The following is a 15,765-nucleotide window of genomic DNA, read 5'->3' on the forward strand; positions in this document are numbered from 1 at the left end:
CCGTCCTGTAATCAGGCTGGCGCCAGCCACTTCTCCACCAGCTTGACGAAGAACGTCGAGCCCACCGGCAGCAGTTCGTCGTTGAAGTCGTAGCTCGGGTTGTGCAGCATGCAGGGACCCATGCCGTGGCCGGCCTCGCGGTGCCCGCCTTCGCCGTTGCCGATGAACAGGTAGCAGCCCGGCTTTTCCTGCAGCATGAACGAGAAATCCTCGGCGCCCATGGTCGGCTCGACGTTGCCGTCGACGTTCTCCGCGCCCACCAGCTCGCGGGCAATCTCCACCGCAAAGGCCGCCTCGGCCGCGCTGTTGATGGTCGGCGGGTAGTTGCGGCGGAATTCGAAGTCGATGGTGCAATCGAAGGCCTGCGCCACGGCCCGGGCAACCTCTTCCATGCGCCGCTCGATCAGGTCCAGCACCTCCACGGTGAACGTGCGCACGGTGCCGCCCAGCCAGGCTTCGTTCGGAACGATGTTCGTCGCGTCGCCGGCGTGGAACTGGGTGACCGAGATCACGGCCGTGTCGATCGGCCGCTTGTTGCGCGTGATGATGCCCTGCAGTGCCGACACGATCTGCGCGCCCGTGAACACCGGGTCGCAGCCATTGTGCGGCATCGCGGCGTGGGCGCCCTTGCCGCGCACGGTGATGCGGAATTCGTTGCTCGATGCCATCAGCGGGCCGGCCGTCGTGCCGAACGACCCCACCGGCATGCCGGGCCAGTTGTGCATGCCAAACACGGCGTCGCACGGAAATCGCTCGAACAGGCCGTCCTTGATCATCTCGCGCGCGCCGCCGCCGCCTTCCTCGGCCGGCTGGAAAATCAGGTGCACGGTGCCGTCGAAGTTGCGGTGCTCGGCCAGGTAGCGCGCGGCGCCCAGCAGCATCGCGGTGTGGCCGTCGTGGCCGCACGCGTGCATCTTGCCGGCGTGCTGCGACCGATGGCCGAAGGTGTTGGCTTCCTGCAGCGGCAGCGCGTCCATGTCGGCGCGCAGGCCGATGGCCCGCTTGCTGCTGCCGTTGCGAATCACGCCGACCAGGCCGGTCGTGCCGAGTCCGCGATGGACCTCGATGCCCCACGATTCCAGGTTCTGCGCCACCACATCGGCGGTGCGCTGCTCCTCGAAACACAGTTCGGGATGCGCGTGGATGTCGCGTCGGATGGTGCGGATTTCGGCTTGCGCCTGCAGGATTTCGGGAATGAGCTTCATGATGCCGGTCCAGGCAAGTGGGGCGATTGGATACCCCGATCATACGACGGCTATCGCAGAAGCGCCAAAACAAGGCGTTCCGCGCACCCGGCCGACCGCGCCCGTGCATTGCAGCATCGCGCGTGCACTGCCTGGCGGGTGGGTTTCCCCGCATGGCGGCGGGCCGGCACTGCTGGAACAGTTCATGCTTGAAGTGCCCGGCCGGTCGCGCGCCACGTTGCCCTGCACGGATGCCGCACCAAAATGCGGCCCGACGCAACGCTCCCGCGCGGCCGATCCTAAACGTCATTTCAAGTCCCACAGGGAGAATCGCGCGATGTCCCTTCGTCACGTCAAGAAGGCTGTCGGCAAGGCCGTCGGTATGGCCCTGCTGACCGGCGCCCTCGGCTTCGGCCTGGCCGCACAGGCCCAGGCGGCCGATCTGAAGATCGCCATGAGTTCGCCGCCGACCTCAATGGATCCGCATTTCTATAACCTCTTCTCGAACATCAACGTGTCCGAGCACGTGTTCGAATCGCTGATCAAGCTCGATCCGGACAGCAAGGTCGTACCCGGCCTGGCCGAGTCCTGGAAGCTGGTGAACAACCTCACGTGGGAATTCAAGCTGCGCCGCGGCGTGAAGTGGCACGACGGCACCGAACTGACCACCGAGGACGTCGCCTGGTCGCTGGACCGCCCGGCCACGATCGTCAACAGCCCCGGCAAGTTCGACGTCTACACCAAGGCGATCATCAACAAGAAGATCATCGACAAGTACACGATCCAGCTCACCACCAACCAGCCGTACCCGTTGATGCTGAACGACCTGACGTCGGTGTTCATGGTCCAGAAGAAAGCCACGCAGGGCCTGTCCTCCGACGACTTCGCGCAGGGCAAGGGCATGATCGGCACCGGCCCGTTCAAGTTCGTCAGCTACGCGCGCGACGACCGGGTGGAACTGGTGCGCAACCCCGACTACTGGGGCGCCAAGCCGGCCTGGGACAAGGTGACGCTGCGCTTCATCCCGAACCCGGCCACGCGGCTGGCGGCGCTGCTGTCCGGCGACGTGCAGGCCATCGAGAACGTGCCGACGCCCGACCTGCCCAAGGTGCGCAACGACCCGAAGCTGTCGTTCTTCTCCAAGATCTCGCACCGCGTGATCTACCTGTACTTCGACGTCAAGCGCGACAAGTCGCCGTTCGTGACGACGAAGGAAGGCCAGCCGATGGACAAGAACCCGCTGAAGGACGCGCGCGTGCGCATCGCCATCAGCACGGCCATCAACCGCCAGGGCATCAAGGACCGGCTGATGGAAGGGCTGTCGGAGCCGACCAACAACCTCGTGCCACCCACGCTGTTCGGCCACAACCCGCAGCTCAAGACGCTCAAGTACGACCCGGAGGCGGCCAAGAAGATGCTGGCCGACGCGGGCTACCCCAACGGCTTCGGGCTGACGCTCCACACGCCGAACAACCGCTACGTCAACGATGAGAAGATTGCCCAGACCATCGCCCAGAACCTGACGCGGATCGGCATCAACACCAAGGTGGAAGGCATGCCGATGGCCACCTACTCGTCGAAGGCGATCAAGCGAGAGTGGTCGTTCGGCCTGGTCGGCTGGGGCGCCCAGACCGGCGAGGTCAGCTCGCCGCTGCGCGCGCTGGTGGCCTGCGAGGACGCCAAGAAGGGCTTCGGCACGACCAACTGGGGCGAGTACTGCAATCCGAAGATGGACGCGGTGCTGGAAAAGGCGCTGGCGACGGTGGACGACACCGAGCGCTCCAAGCTGCTGCAGGAGGCCACGGCCATTGTCGTGCTGGACGGCGGCATCATCCCGGTCCACCATCAGGTGACCACGTGGGCCACGCAGAAGGGCATCACGTACGTGCCGCGTACCGACGAGCGCACCTACGCGCACCTGTTCAAGCCGGCCCAGTAAGCCGGCCGGGCAGGGCGGGGCCGCCAGCCGGGTGCCGGCGGCTCCGGTATGATCGCGGCCCCGGCGTCCACGCGGCGCCGGGGCGGTTTTCCCACGATGTCCCCCGTGGGCCGCGGACCCGCTGGCGGTGCGTCACGCGCGTGCCAGCGAAAGGAAAAGCGTCTGGAACATGCTGGTCTTCATCATCCGGCGACTGATGCAGAGCGTGGTCGTGCTGCTGGTCATGTCGCTGCTCGTCTTTCTTGGCGTTTTTGCGATCGGGAACCCGATCGACATCCTGATCAGCCCGCAGGCCGACCAGGAGGACATCAAACGCACCATCGCCGCCCTCGGCCTGGACAAACCGCTATGGGAGCAGTACGGGATCTTCCTGCAGAACGCCCTGCACGGAAACCTGGGTATTTCGTTCGCCCATGGCACGCCGGCGCTGCGGCTTATTTTCGAACGCATGCCGGCCACGCTGGAACTGGCGATCTGCGCCATCCTGCTGGCCATCGTGCTCGGCATCCCGCTGGGGCTGTGGGCCGGGCTGCGGCCCAACGGCGTGGCGGGCAAGACCATCATGACGGTGTCGATCCTGGGCTTCTCGCTGCCCACGTTCTGGGTCGGGCTGATGCTGATCATGGTCTTCGCGGTGCAGCTTGGCTGGCTGCCGTCGAACGGGCGCGGCGAGACGGTCCGCGTGCTCGGCGTGCCGCTGAGCTTCCTGACCGTGGACGGCATCCGCCACCTGATCCTGCCGGCCGTGACGCTGTCGCTGCTGAACATCGCCATGGTGATCCGGCTCACGCGCGCCGGCACCCAGGAGGCGATGCTGCAGGACTACGTGAAGTTCGCGCGCGCCAAGGGGCTGTCGAACACGCGCATCGTCGGCGTCCACGTTCTCAAGAATATTCTGATCCCGATCGTGACCGTGATCGCGCTCCAGTTTGGCTCGATCATCGCGTTCGCCATCGTCACGGAGTCGATCTTCGCGTGGCCCGGCATGGGCAAGCTGATCATCGACTCGATCCAGTTGCTGGACCGCCCCGTCATCGTCGCCTACCTGATGGTGATCGTGACGCTGTTCATCCTGATCAACCTGCTGGTGGACATCGTCTACAGCCTGCTCGATCCGCGCGTGCGCATCGCCGACAACAAGGGGTAAGCCATGAGCACTTCGACCCTCCCCGAGCCGGCACCGGCCCAGGCGCCCCGCGCCGTCAAGGAAGAGACCCCGCGGCGCCGCTTTGCGCGGCAGTTCTTTGCCAGCAAGCTGGCCGTGCTGGGGCTGGCCACGCTGGTGCTGATCGTGCTGATCGCGATCCTGGCGCCGTTCCTGGCCCCGCAGAACCCGTACGACCTGGCCACGCTGGACGTGCTCGACGCCCGGCTGGCCCCGGGCGAGCAGTCCGGCACCGGCATGACGTTCGTGATGGGGTCCGACGAGCAGGGCCGCGACATGCTGTCGGCCGTGATGTACGGGCTGCGCATCAGCGTCGGCGTGGGCGTGGTCAGCACCGTGATCGCGCTGCTGCTGGGCGCCACGCTCGGGCTGCTGGCCGGCTTCCTGGGCGGCCGCACCGAGGCGTTCATCATGCGCGTGGCCGACCTGCAGCTCTCGTTCCCGCCGATCCTGCTGGCGCTGATCCTGCTGGCGTTCCTGCGGCCGGGCATCGGCAACATCGTGATCGCGCTGGTGGCCGTGCAGTGGGCGTACTACGCGCGCACCACGCGCAGCGCGGCGCTGGTGGAGCGGCGCAAGGAATACATTGAGGCCGCCACCTGCCTGGGCCTGCCGCCGCGCCGCATCATGTTCCGCCACCTGCTGCCGAACTGCCTGCCGCCGCTGATCGTGATCGCCGCGCTGCAGGTGGCGTCGGCCATCACGCTGGAGGCCACGCTGTCGTTCCTGGGGCTGGGCGTGCCCGTGACGGAGCCGTCGCTGGGCATGCTGATCGCTAACGGCCAGCAGTACATGCTGTCAGGCAAGTACTGGATCAGCTTCTTCCCCGGCATCGCGCTGGTCATCACGATCGTCGCGATGAACCTCGTGGCCGACCAGTTGCGCGACGTGCTGAACCCGCGCCTGCAGACCCAATAACCCGCCAGGAGCGCCAAGATGACACAGCCCACCCTGGTCGTGGAACACCTCAAGACGCAATTCTTCACGCGTGCCGGCGTGGCGCGGGCCGTCGACGACGTCTCGTTCTCGGTCGGCCGTGGCGAGATCATGGGCCTGGTCGGCGAATCGGGCTCGGGCAAGTCGATGACCGGCTATTCGATCATGGGCTTGATCGATCCGCCGGGCAAGGTCGTGGACGGCCGCATCGCCCTGACCAGCCGCGACGGCGTGACGCGCGACCTGCGCGCGCTGACGCCGGCCCAGCAGCGCGACGTGCGCGGCAACCGCATCGCCATGATCTTCCAGGACCCGATGATGACGCTGAACCCCGTGCTGCGCATCGACACCCAGATGATCGAGGCGGTGCGCGCGCACGACAACGTCAGCAAGGCCGCCGCGCGCGAACGGGCCCGCAACGCGCTGGCCCGCGTGGGTATCCCGTCGCCGGACGAGCGGCTGCTGGCCTATCCGCACCAGTTCTCGGGCGGCATGCGGCAGCGCGTGGCCATCGCCATCGCGCTGCTGAACAAGCCCGACCTGATCATCGCCGACGAACCGACCACGGCGCTGGACGTCACCATCCAGGGCCAGATCCTCTACGAGATGCAGACGCTGTGCCGCGAATCGGGCACGGCCCTGATCTGGATCACGCACGACCTGTCCGTGGTGGCCGGCCTGGCCGACAAGGTCTGCGTGATGTACGCGGGCCGCATCGTCGAATCGGGCGATGTCCGCCAGGTGCTGGAGCGCCCGGAGCATCCCTATACGCACGGGCTGATCGGCTCGGCGCCGTCGCGCAACCCGCGCGGCACGCCGCTGCGGCAGATCCCGGGCATGACGCCGTCGCTGCTGAACCTGCCGGGCGGCTGCGCGTTCCGCAACCGCTGTCCCTACGCCACCGACGTCTGCAAGACCGATCCGCCGCTCGACGTCACGCCCGACGGCCGCCAGTTGCGTTGCTTCCACCCGGTGCACGCCCAGCAGGAGGCCGCATGAACACGCCCGTGATCGACAACCCGGCCGCCGCGCCGCTGCCCGCCGAAACGGCCACGCCGCCGGCGCCGCTGCTGGAATTGCGCGGCGTGTCCAAGCGCTTCGTCAAGACGCTGGACGTGGCGGCCAAGCTGGCCAACGTCTTCGGCGCGAAACAGAAGATGGAAGTGGTGCACGCCGTGGACAAGGTGGACCTGGCCATCCGCACCGGCGAGGTGGTGGGGCTGGTGGGCGAATCGGGCTGCGGCAAGTCCACGCTCGGCCGCATGGCCGTGGGCCTGCATACGCTGACCGAGGGCGAGCGGTTCTGGCGCGGCACCAACCTGGACCGCCTGCCGCCCGACAAGAAGCGCGAGAAGCAGCTTGGCATCCAGATGATCTTCCAGGACCCGTACGCGTCGCTGAACCCGCGCCTGCGCGTGCTGGACATCGTCGGCGAGGCGCCCGTGGTGCACGGCATGGTCGACAAGGGCGCCCAGCAGGCCTACGTCGAGGACATGCTGGTGCGCGTGGGCATGGACCCGACCGTGCTGCGGCGCTTTCCGCACCAGTTCTCGGGCGGCCAGCGGGCCCGCATCGGCATCGCGCGGGCGCTGGCGGTCAAGCCGGAATTCCTGGTCTGCGACGAATCGGTGGCCGCGCTGGACGTGTCGATCCAGGCCCAGGTGCTGAACCTGTTCATGCGCCTGCGCGAAGAGCTGAACCTGACCTACCTGTTCATCAGCCACGACCTGGGCGTGGTCAAGCACATCAGCGACCGCGTGGTGATCATGTACCTGGGCCGCGTGGTGGAGTCCGCGCCCACCGACCAGGTGTTCGCGGCGCCCAACCATCCGTACACCCAGGCGCTGCTGGCCGAGGCGCCCAAGCTCGAAGTCGGCAAGAAAACCTACGTGGCGATCCGCGGCGAGATTCCGTCGCCGCTCCATCCCCCCACGGGCTGCCACTTCCACCCGCGCTGCCCGCACGCGATGCCCCGCTGCACCACCGAACAGCCCGCGCTGAAGGAAATCGCCCCGTTGCGGTGGTCGGCTTGCCATCTGAATGACATGGGCTAGCCAGGGACAGATTGGTTTGCTCCCCTCTCCCGCAGGCGGGAGAGGGGAGCAAACCAGCGGCGAAGCGCGAACCCGCCTCTACCGTATCACCACCCCCCGCGAGTTGATGATCGTCATTTCGACGAATTTCGAGCCCACGTGGTTGTCCGGGCCGAACTGGACGATGAAGCCGCCCAGGTCGACGTTGCGCATGCTTTCCAGCGCCATGACAAAGCGCTCGCGGGTCAGGTCCTTGCCGGCGCGGCGCAGGCCCTCGACGAATGCCTTGGCGGCGATGAAGCCTTCGATGCTGGCGTAGTCGAACGCGTTCTGCTTGCCGGCGGCCTGGAGCAGGCGCAGGTATTCGCGCACCACGGGCAGCGTGGCATTGCCCGGGTGGGGCATCACCTGCGAGATGATCACGCCGCTGCCTTGCGGGCCCACTTCCTTGGCCAGCGCCTGCGTGCCGACGAACGACACGTTGTAGAACTGCCCGCTGTAGTTGCGGCGCAGCGCCTCCTTCACGAACGCGCCGGCCGTCCGGTAGGCGCTGATCAGCACCACGGCGTCGGGCTTGGCCTTCATGGCCTCCTGCATCGCGTCGCCAATCTCCACGGTGTTGCGGATCACGCTGGACTGCGCCACCAGCTTCACGCCGCTGTCGGCCGGCAGCGACTTGATCGCGTGCTCGATGCCGGCCAGCCCGGCCTTGCCGTAGCCATCATCGTTGTAGACGACGGCGATGCGCTTGAGCCCGGTGGTGCGGATCTGGCGCACGATGGCGGCCGTCTCCTCCTCGTAGCCGGCCCGCACGTGGAACACATAGCGGCTGTGCGGCTCGCGCAGCGTCTGGGCGCCCGTGAACGGCGCGAAGAACGGGATGCGTGCCTGGTTGACCAGCGGCAGCGCGGCCTGGCTGGTCGGCGTGCCCACGTAGCCGAATAGCGCAAAGACGTGGTCTTCCTCGATCAGCTTCTTCGTGTTCTTGATGGCCTCGTCGGGCTCGTAGGCGTCGTCCAGCACGCGGAGTTCGATCTTGCGGCCGAACACGCCGCCCTGGCTGTTCACGGCGTCGAAGTAGAGGCGGGCGCCGGCGTTCATCTGCTTGCCGAGCACCGCGGTGGGGCCGGACAGCGCGGCGGACTGGCCGAGCAGGATGGTGTCGGCGGTAACGCCGGACTCGCCGGCCGTGGTGTTCGCGGCAAAGGCGGCCCCGGTGGCGCCGCTGGCCGCGAGCGCGGCCGCCATCATCAGGCCGACCACGCGCCGGCGCTTGACCCCGTATGTGAAACCCATGTGAATCCCCGTCAAAAATCCGTCAAACGTTGTTGTTGCTTGTTGTTGCTACCCGCTGCTTTGTCGCAGCTTGCGGACCCCGCGCACCCCGTCCGGATCTTGTGCCGGTACGGGTGCCGGCCCGTGCCGGGCCGGACAGTGCGGGGCGGGCCCGGACTGCGCCGGCACATCATAATCGAATACAATCGGAGCCAAACAAATTCTCCCGGTCCGGAATGTTCGGCCGAGGCCACTGCGCCACAGTCGCCGTTGACAGGCGCGCCAGGCCATCCGCCCCACCATGCCCGCGCCGGGCGCCCCCACCGTCTGACTGCCTGCCGAATTCCACCATGGCCACCCGCATCGTCCGTGCCGCCTGTCCCCATGATTGCCCCGATACCTGTGCGCTGCTCGTCACCGTCGAGGACGGCCGCGCCACCAAGGTTGCCGGCGACCCGGACCATCCCACCACCGGCGGCGTGCTCTGCACCAAGGTGTCGCGCTACACCGAGCGCACCTACCACCCCGACCGCGTGCTGACGCCGCTGCGCCGCGTGGGCCGCAAGGGCGAGGGCCGGTTCGAGCCGATCTCGTGGGACGCCGCGCTCGATGAGATCGCCACTCGCCTGACCGCCATCGCCGCCCGCAACCCGGAGGCCATCGTGCCGTACAGCTACGCCGGCACGATGGGGCTGGTGCAAGGCGAAAGCATGGCCGCGCGGTTCTTCCACAAGCTCGGCGCGTCGCTGCTCGATCGCACGATCTGTGCCAATGCCGGCGCCACGGCGCTGCGCTACACCTATGGCGCGAGCGTGGGGATGGACATCGAGCACGTGGTCGACGCGAAGCTGGTGATCATCTGGGGCGGCAACCCGATCGCGTCGAACCTGCATTTCTGGACGCGCGTGCAGGAGGCCAAGCGCCGCGGCGCCACGCTGGTGGCGATCGATCCGTACCGGTCGCTGACGGCCGAGAAATGCCATCGCCACATCGCGCCGATGCCCGGCACCGACGGCGCGCTGGCGCTGGCGATGATCCACGTGCTGATCCGCGACGGCCTGCTGGACCACGACTACATCGCCCGGCACACGGTGGGCTTCGACGCGTTGCGCGAGCGGGCGATGGACTTTCCGCCGGCCACGGCCGCCGGCATCTGCGGCGTGCCGGTGGAAGACATCGAATGGCTGGCCGGCCTGTACGGCAGGATGGCCGTCACGGACCGCCAGCCGGTGGCCATCCGCCTGAACTACGGCATGCAGCGCGTGCGCGGCGGCGGCCAGGCCGTGCGCGCCGTGGCGTGCCTGCCGTCGCTGGTGGGCGCCTGGCGGCATGCGGCCGGCGGGCTGCAACTGTCGACGTCGGGCTTCTTCCCGGTGGACACCGCCGCGCTGCAGCGTCCGGACCTGCTGCCCGACTGGCCGCGCGTGCCGCGCACGGTCAACATGAGCACCATCGGCGACGCGCTGCTGGACGACGGCACGCAGGGCAACGGCCCGAAGATCGAGGCCGTGGTGGTCTACAACAGCAACCCGGTGGCCGTGGCGCCGGAATCGTCGAAGGTGGCCCAGGGGTTCGGGCGCGAAGACCTGTTCACCGTGGTGCTGGAACACTTCCGCACCGATACGGCCGACTACGCCGACATCGTGCTGCCGGCCACGACCCAGCTCGAACACGTGGACGTGCACAAGACCTACGGCCACGTCTACTTCATGGCCAACAACCAGGCCGTCGCCCCGCTGGGCCAGGCGCTGCCCAACACCGAGATCTTCCGCCGCCTGGCCGCGCGGATGGGCTTCACCGACCCGTGCTTTGCCGATAGCGACGAGACCATCGCCAGCCAGGCCATCCTGCGCGGCGACGCGCGCGCCGAGGGCATCAGTTGGGAGACGCTGAAGGACAAGGGCTGGCAGCGGCTCAACATCGGCGCCGCGCCGTTCGCCAACGGCGGCTTCCCGTCGGCGTCGGGCAAGTGCGAGTTCTATTCGGAAGCGATGGCCCGCGACGGGCTCGACCCCGTGCCGGCCTACGTGCCGCCGTACGAGACCCCGGCCTCGGCGCCGGAGCTGGCCGCCCGCTACCCGCTGTCGATGATCTCGCCGCCGGCGCGCAACTTCCTCAACAGCTCGTTCGTCAACGTGGACAGCCTGCGCGCCACCGAAGGCGAGCCGCACCTGGACATCCACCCGGCGGACGCCGCCGCGCGGGGCATTGCCCATGGCGACATGGTGCGCGCCTACAACGACCGCGGCAGCATGCAGGCACGCGCCCGCGTGACCGACAAGGCCCGGCAGGGGCTGGTGGTGGGGCTGTCGATCTGGTGGAAGAAGCTGGCGCCGGACGGCAAGAACGCCAACGAGCTGACCAGCCAGCGCCTGACCGACCTGGGCCGCGCGCCGGTGTTCTATGACTGCCTCGTGGAAGTGGAGGCGGTGCGCACCGGGGCCCTGGCATCATGACGCGCTGGCCGGCCCTGCGGCGCCTGGCGGCGGTCCTTGCCGGACTGGCCGTGCTGGCGCTGGCGGCCGGCTGCGACACGGTCGGCTATTACTACCAGTCGATCGGCGGCCACCTGGGCGTGATGGCGTCGGCGCAGTCGCTGGACGACGCCATCGCCACCGCCAACGGCGCCAACGACGCCCGGCTGGCCCAGCGGCTGGAACTGGCCCGCCGCATCCGCGACTACGCCTCGCGTGAACTGAAGCTGCCGGACAACGGCAGCTACCGCCGCTACGCCAACCTGCACCGGCCCTACGTGGTCTGGAGCGTGTTCGCCACGCCCGAGCTGTCGATGGACCTGCGCAAGTGGTGCTTCCCCATCGTCGGCTGCATCACCTACCGCGGCTACTACAGCCAGGACGACGCCGAACAGTACGCGCAGGGCCTGCGCCGCAGCGGCTTCGAGACCTACGTGGCCGGCATCCCCGCCTACTCGACGCTCGGCTATTTCGACGACCCGCTACTCAACACCTTCGTCTACCAGCCCGAGGGCGAACTGGCGCGGCTGGTCTTCCACGAACTGGCGCACCAGGTGGTCTACGTGCGCAACGACACGGCGTTCAACGAGTCGTTCGCGACGGCCGTCGAGGTGGCCGGCGTGGAGCGCTGGCTGGCCCAGGAGGGCTCGGCCGACGCGCGCGCCAGCTACCGGATCTACGACGGCCGCCGCCGCCAGTTCCGCACGATGCTGCTGGGCACCCGCGACAAGCTCGTCACGCTCTACAAGTCGCCGCTGGACGACGAGGCCAAGCGCCAGGGCAAGGCGCGGATCTTCGACGAACTGCGGCAGGAGTACGCGGCGCTGAAGACCGAATGGGGCGGCTACACCGGCTACGACCGCTGGTTCGACCAGCCGCTGACCAACGCCCACCTGGCCGCCGTGGCCACGTACCAGCAATGGGTGCCGGCGTTCACGGCGCTGCTGGCGCAGTCCGGTGGCGACTGGACGCGCTTCTACGCCGCCGCGCGCCAGATCGGCGACCTGCCGCCCGCCCAGCGCGACGCCGCGCTGCGCCAGCTGGCCCCGCCGGCCACCGAGGTCACGCCGCTCACCGCGCGTGGCAGCGGCGGCGCCGGCGCCGATACGTCGAAACCCTGACACGGGAGTTTCCCGATGGTGACGCGCGGTACGCATGCGAAAATGGCGGCCATGTCTCACGCCCCCCGAAAAGCCGGCAGCCCGCCGCGCGCCGCCGAAGCTGCGTCCCTGAGCGACGATGGCCCCGCGCGTTCGCACATCGCCGAACGCCAGGAAGCGCGCCGCCGCCAGATCCTGGACACGGCCGCGCAGCTCTTCTACACCAAGGGCTACCCGGGCATGACGATGAACGACCTGTGCCGGGCGCTGGGCGTGACCAAGCCGGCCGTCTACTACTACTTCGCCGACAAGTACGAGATCTTCGACATCCTGTGCCGCGAATCGGCCCAGACCTGCCTGCCGGTGATCCGCGAGACCGCCAACCCGGCGCTGCCCGTGCGCGAACGGCTGCACGCCTGCCTGCTGGAAATGGCGCGCCGCTGCGTGCGCTGCCACGTGGCCGCCGCGCTGAGCTTTCGCGACAACCAGTACCTGAAGCCGGACACCGTGGACTGGCTCAACGCCATGGCGCGCGATTTCTACCGCGACCTGTACGGCCTGCTGGAGGAAGGGCGCGCCACCGGCGTGTTCGCGTTCGGCGACGCGCGCGTGACCGCGCATTCCATGGGCGGCGTGATCGGCTTCATGTACACCTGGCACGAGCCCGGCCGGATGGACGCCGAGGCGCTGGCTCAGGAACTGGCGCGCAACATGATGAAGCTGGTGCTGCCGCCGGCTTGACCGCGGCCAAGGTTGTGGCGATGGGCGCCGATTTCGTCAGGGTATTCCCTTGAAGCCGGCGCCGGGTGCCGCATAATCCACGATTTCGACGCTCCCGTTCGTGGAGGACTTCGTCTAACGGGTTGTCTTTACATGGGGCACGCGTTTAGCATTCCCCAAAAATCGAACGACCATTCAGAAATTCAGGAGACGGTATGGAAAAGCTGTGGCTGAAACACTATCCGGCAGGCGTACCGGCAGAGATCGACGCCAGTCAGTTCCGTTCGCTGGCCCAGTTGCTTGAGCACTCGTTCCGTACCTACGCCGACCGGCGCGCGTTCATCTGCATGGACCGCGCCATTACCTACGGCGAACTCGACCGCCTGTCGCGCCAGGTGGCGGCGTGGCTCCAGTCGCGCGGCCTGCGTCCGGGCGCGCGCGTGGCCATCATGATGCCGAACGTGCTGCAGTACCCGGTGGTGCTGGCCGCCGTGCTGCGCGCCGGCTACGTGGTGGTCAACGTCAACCCGCTGTACACGCCGCGCGAGCTGGAGCACCAGCTCAAGGACAGCGGCGCCGAGGCGATCTTCATCCTGGAAAACTTTGCCGCCACGCTGCAGGCCGTGTTGGCGGCCACGCCGGTCAAGCACGTGGTGGTGGCCAGCATGGGCGACATGCTGGGCGGGCTGAAGGGCGCCATCGTCAATTTCGTGGTGCGCAACGTCAAGAAGATGGTGCCGGCGTGGGAGCTGCCCAACTGCGTGCGCTTCAACGACGTGCTGGCCGAATCGCGCGCCATGGAACTCAAGCCGGTGGACACCGGGCCGGACGACATCGCGTTCCTGCAATACACGGGCGGCACCACGGGCGTGTCCAAGGGCGCCACGCTGCTGCACCGGAACATCGTGGCCAACGTGCTGCAGTCCGAGGCGTGGATGCAGCCGGCGCTGGCCAAGGGCGCCCATATCGACCAGGTGGTGACGATCACGGCGCTGCCGCTGTACCACATCTTCGCGCTGACGGTCTGCTGCCTGCTGGGCATGCGTAGCGGCGGGCTGAGCATCCTGATCCCGAATCCGCGCGACATCCCGGGCTTCATCAAGGAACTGCAGAAGTACAAGTTCCACATGTTCCCGGCCGTGAACACGCTCTACAACGCGCTGCTGAACCACCCGGACTTCGGCAAGATCGACTGCTCGGGCCTGCGCGTGGCCAACGGCGGCGGCATGGCGGTGCAGGAAGCGGTGGCCAAGAACTGGCTGGCCAAGACCGGCTGCCCGATCATCGAGGGCTACGGCCTGTCGGAGACATCGCCGTCGGCCACCTGCAACCCGACCGATACGGACACGTTCTCGGGCACGATCGGGCTGCCGCTGCCGTCCACCGAGGTGTCGATCCGCGACGACGACGGCAACGAACTGCCGCTGGGCCAGCCGGGCGAGATCTGCCTGCGCGGCCCGCAGGTGATGGCCGGCTACTGGAACCGCCCGGACGAGACCGCCAAGGTCATGACGCCGGACGGCTTCTTCAAGACCGGCGACATCGGCATCATGGACGAGCGCGGCTACACGAAGATCGTCGACCGCAAGAAGGACATGATCCTGGTCTCGGGCTTCAACGTGTATCCGAACGAGGTGGAAGGCGTGGTCGCCGAATGCCCGGGCGTGCTGGAAGTGGCCGCCGTGGGCGTGCCCGACCAGCACTCGGGCGAGGTGGTCAAGCTGTTCGTCGTGAAGAAAGACCCGGCGCTGTCCGAGGCCGACGTGATTGCGTACTGCAAGGACCGCCTGACCGGCTACAAGCGTCCTAAGTACGTGGAATTCCGCACCGAACTGCCGAAGACCAACGTCGGCAAGATCCTGCGCCGCGAACTGCGCGACAGCAGGAAGGCGGCCTGATCACGGCTGCCTGACGCGCGCCTCTCTGCCGCACTGCGGCAGGGGCGCCGCCCCCTCCTCAACACTCGTTCGACGGCGCAAGCTGCGGCTGGGTGGTCCCGTCCGGATAGATCAGCCTGACGCACGCGCCCGGCTCCAGCCCCGGCGCGGCGGGGCCGTTGACTTCAGCCACCAGGCCGTCGGCCGTACGGACCTTGTACTGGAACAGGTCCATCAGCAGCGGCGGCTGCGGCTTGCGGAAAAGCTGGGTCAGATCCACCGCGAAGCCGACACCCACCGCACCCCCGCCGCCACCGCCACCCCCCGCGGCCACGCCGCCCACGCTGCTGTAGCCGCCGTAGCTGGACCCCTGCGGCACTTCCACGCGCGACACGAAGGTTTTCTCCGTCACCCGCCCCAGCTTGACCGTGGCGTTGATCGGCGTCACCTGCGGTGGCGTGGGCGTGCTGCTGCAGGCGGCCAGCAGGCAGGCGGCGGCCATGGCGGGGAGGACGCGGGGAAGCATGGGTCGGGCGGGGCGGGCGGATTGGGTCATGGCGAGCTCAGGCTGGTTTTGAGGCGTCCCAGCAGTCGGAAGAGGGCGCGCCTGTCCGTTTCGGCAAGCCCGGCGAACAATTGTTCCACCCAGCCCTCGTGGGCGCTGGCCATGCGCGAGAAGGCCTCGCGGCCGGCCGGGGTCAGGCGGATCAGGTAGGCGCGGCGGTCGGTGGGCAGTGCCTCGCGCGTGACCAGGCCCTCTTGCTGGAGCTGGTCGGTGATGCCGGTGACGTTGCCGCCGGTCACCATCATGCGGCGCGACAGCTCGCCCATCTTGAGCCCCTCGGGATGGCGGTCTAGCTGCGACATCAGGTCGAAACGCGGCAGCGTCACCGCGAACTCCTGGCGCAGGCGCGAGCGGATGTCGCCCTCGATCAGCGTGGTGCAGGTCAGCAGGCGCAGCCAGAGCCGCAGCGCCTCGTGCTCCGATTCCCCGGCACTGGTTTCCAGGTCTACCGGGGCGCCCTCGGTGGCGGCGCTGCTGGCGGCGGAAGGATTGGGCAT

At 68.1% G+C, this 15,765-nt stretch carries 13 protein-coding genes; 9 read left to right on the plus strand and 4 right to left on the minus strand.

Going from position 1 to position 15,765, the window contains the following annotated elements; genetic code table 11:
* Positions 1-11: 11 nt before the first annotated feature.
* A complete protein-coding gene (locus EHF44_RS07600; protein ID WP_124683176.1) occupies positions 12-1,205 on the minus strand; it encodes a M20 aminoacylase family protein in 1,194 nt (397 codons plus the stop codon).
* A 316-nt stretch (positions 1,206-1,521) separates the two neighbouring features.
* On the opposite strand from EHF44_RS07600, the gene EHF44_RS07605 reads away from it, so the two are divergent.
* The 5 genes from EHF44_RS07605 (at position 1,522) to EHF44_RS07625 (ending at position 7,278) form a co-directional block, all read left to right on the plus strand.
* Positions 1,522-3,123 carry an ABC transporter substrate-binding protein gene (locus EHF44_RS07605; protein WP_124683177.1) on the plus strand — a complete coding sequence of 534 codons (1,602 nt, stop codon included), beginning with the start codon at positions 1,522-1,524 and terminating at the stop codon, positions 3,121-3,123.
* Between the two features lie 169 nt (positions 3,124-3,292).
* Positions 3,293-4,270: an ABC transporter permease gene (locus tag EHF44_RS07610; RefSeq protein ID WP_124683178.1), complete on the plus strand. Its 978-nt coding sequence runs from the start codon at positions 3,293-3,295 to the stop codon at positions 4,268-4,270.
* A gap of 3 nt (positions 4,271-4,273) precedes the next feature.
* Positions 4,274-5,206 carry an ABC transporter permease gene (locus EHF44_RS07615; protein ID WP_124683179.1) on the plus strand — a complete coding sequence of 311 codons (933 nt, stop codon included), beginning with the start codon at positions 4,274-4,276 and terminating at the stop codon, positions 5,204-5,206.
* 18 nt (positions 5,207-5,224) lie between these two features.
* Entirely contained in the window at positions 5,225-6,223 is a 999-nt protein-coding gene (locus EHF44_RS07620) for an ABC transporter ATP-binding protein (RefSeq protein ID WP_124683180.1), read from the plus strand.
* Positions 6,220-7,278: an ABC transporter ATP-binding protein gene (locus EHF44_RS07625; RefSeq protein ID WP_124683181.1), complete on the plus strand. Its 1,059-nt coding sequence runs from the start codon at positions 6,220-6,222 to the stop codon at positions 7,276-7,278. The genes EHF44_RS07620 and EHF44_RS07625 overlap by 4 nt, the downstream gene beginning before the upstream one ends.
* Before the next feature lie 78 nt (positions 7,279-7,356).
* Here EHF44_RS07625 and EHF44_RS07630 read toward each other — a convergent pair whose 3' ends face one another.
* Entirely contained in the window at positions 7,357-8,553 is a 1,197-nt protein-coding gene (locus EHF44_RS07630) for an ABC transporter substrate-binding protein (RefSeq protein WP_124683182.1), read from the minus strand.
* A gap of 329 nt (positions 8,554-8,882) precedes the next feature.
* Here EHF44_RS07630 and EHF44_RS07635 point away from each other — a divergent pair, with 329 nt between their 5' ends.
* From EHF44_RS07635 to EHF44_RS07650, 4 genes are all read left to right on the plus strand, one after another.
* On the plus strand, positions 8,883-10,988 hold the full coding sequence (locus EHF44_RS07635; RefSeq protein WP_124683183.1) for a molybdopterin-containing oxidoreductase family protein: 2,106 nt from the start codon (positions 8,883-8,885) through the stop codon (positions 10,986-10,988).
* Positions 10,985-12,127 carry an aminopeptidase gene (locus EHF44_RS07640; protein ID WP_124683184.1) on the plus strand — a complete coding sequence of 381 codons (1,143 nt, stop codon included), beginning with the start codon at positions 10,985-10,987 and terminating at the stop codon, positions 12,125-12,127. Before EHF44_RS07635 ends, EHF44_RS07640 begins: the two co-directional genes overlap by 4 nt.
* Positions 12,128-12,178: 51 nt before the next feature.
* On the plus strand, positions 12,179-12,847 hold the full coding sequence (locus EHF44_RS07645; RefSeq protein WP_216643972.1) for a TetR/AcrR family transcriptional regulator: 669 nt from the start codon (positions 12,179-12,181) through the stop codon (positions 12,845-12,847).
* A 194-nt stretch (positions 12,848-13,041) separates the two neighbouring features.
* A complete protein-coding gene (locus tag EHF44_RS07650) occupies positions 13,042-14,724 on the plus strand; it encodes a long-chain fatty acid--CoA ligase (RefSeq protein ID WP_124683186.1) in 1,683 nt (560 codons plus the stop codon).
* A 58-nt stretch (positions 14,725-14,782) separates the two neighbouring features.
* Here the strand turns inward: EHF44_RS07650 and EHF44_RS07655 are convergent, their stop codons facing one another.
* Together EHF44_RS07655 and EHF44_RS07660 are read right to left on the minus strand one after the other, a co-directional pair.
* The gene (locus tag EHF44_RS07655) at positions 14,783-15,229 is read right to left on the minus strand and encodes a hypothetical protein (RefSeq protein WP_172966028.1); all 447 of its coding nucleotides are present in this window, start codon (positions 15,227-15,229) and stop codon (positions 14,783-14,785) included.
* 26 nt (positions 15,230-15,255) lie between these two features.
* On the minus strand, positions 15,256-15,765 hold the full coding sequence (locus tag EHF44_RS07660; RefSeq protein WP_124683188.1) for a MarR family winged helix-turn-helix transcriptional regulator: 510 nt from the start codon (positions 15,763-15,765) through the stop codon (positions 15,256-15,258).

The organism is Cupriavidus pauculus, from assembly GCF_003854935.1.
Lineage (GTDB): Bacteria > Pseudomonadota > Gammaproteobacteria > Burkholderiales > Burkholderiaceae > Cupriavidus > Cupriavidus pauculus_C.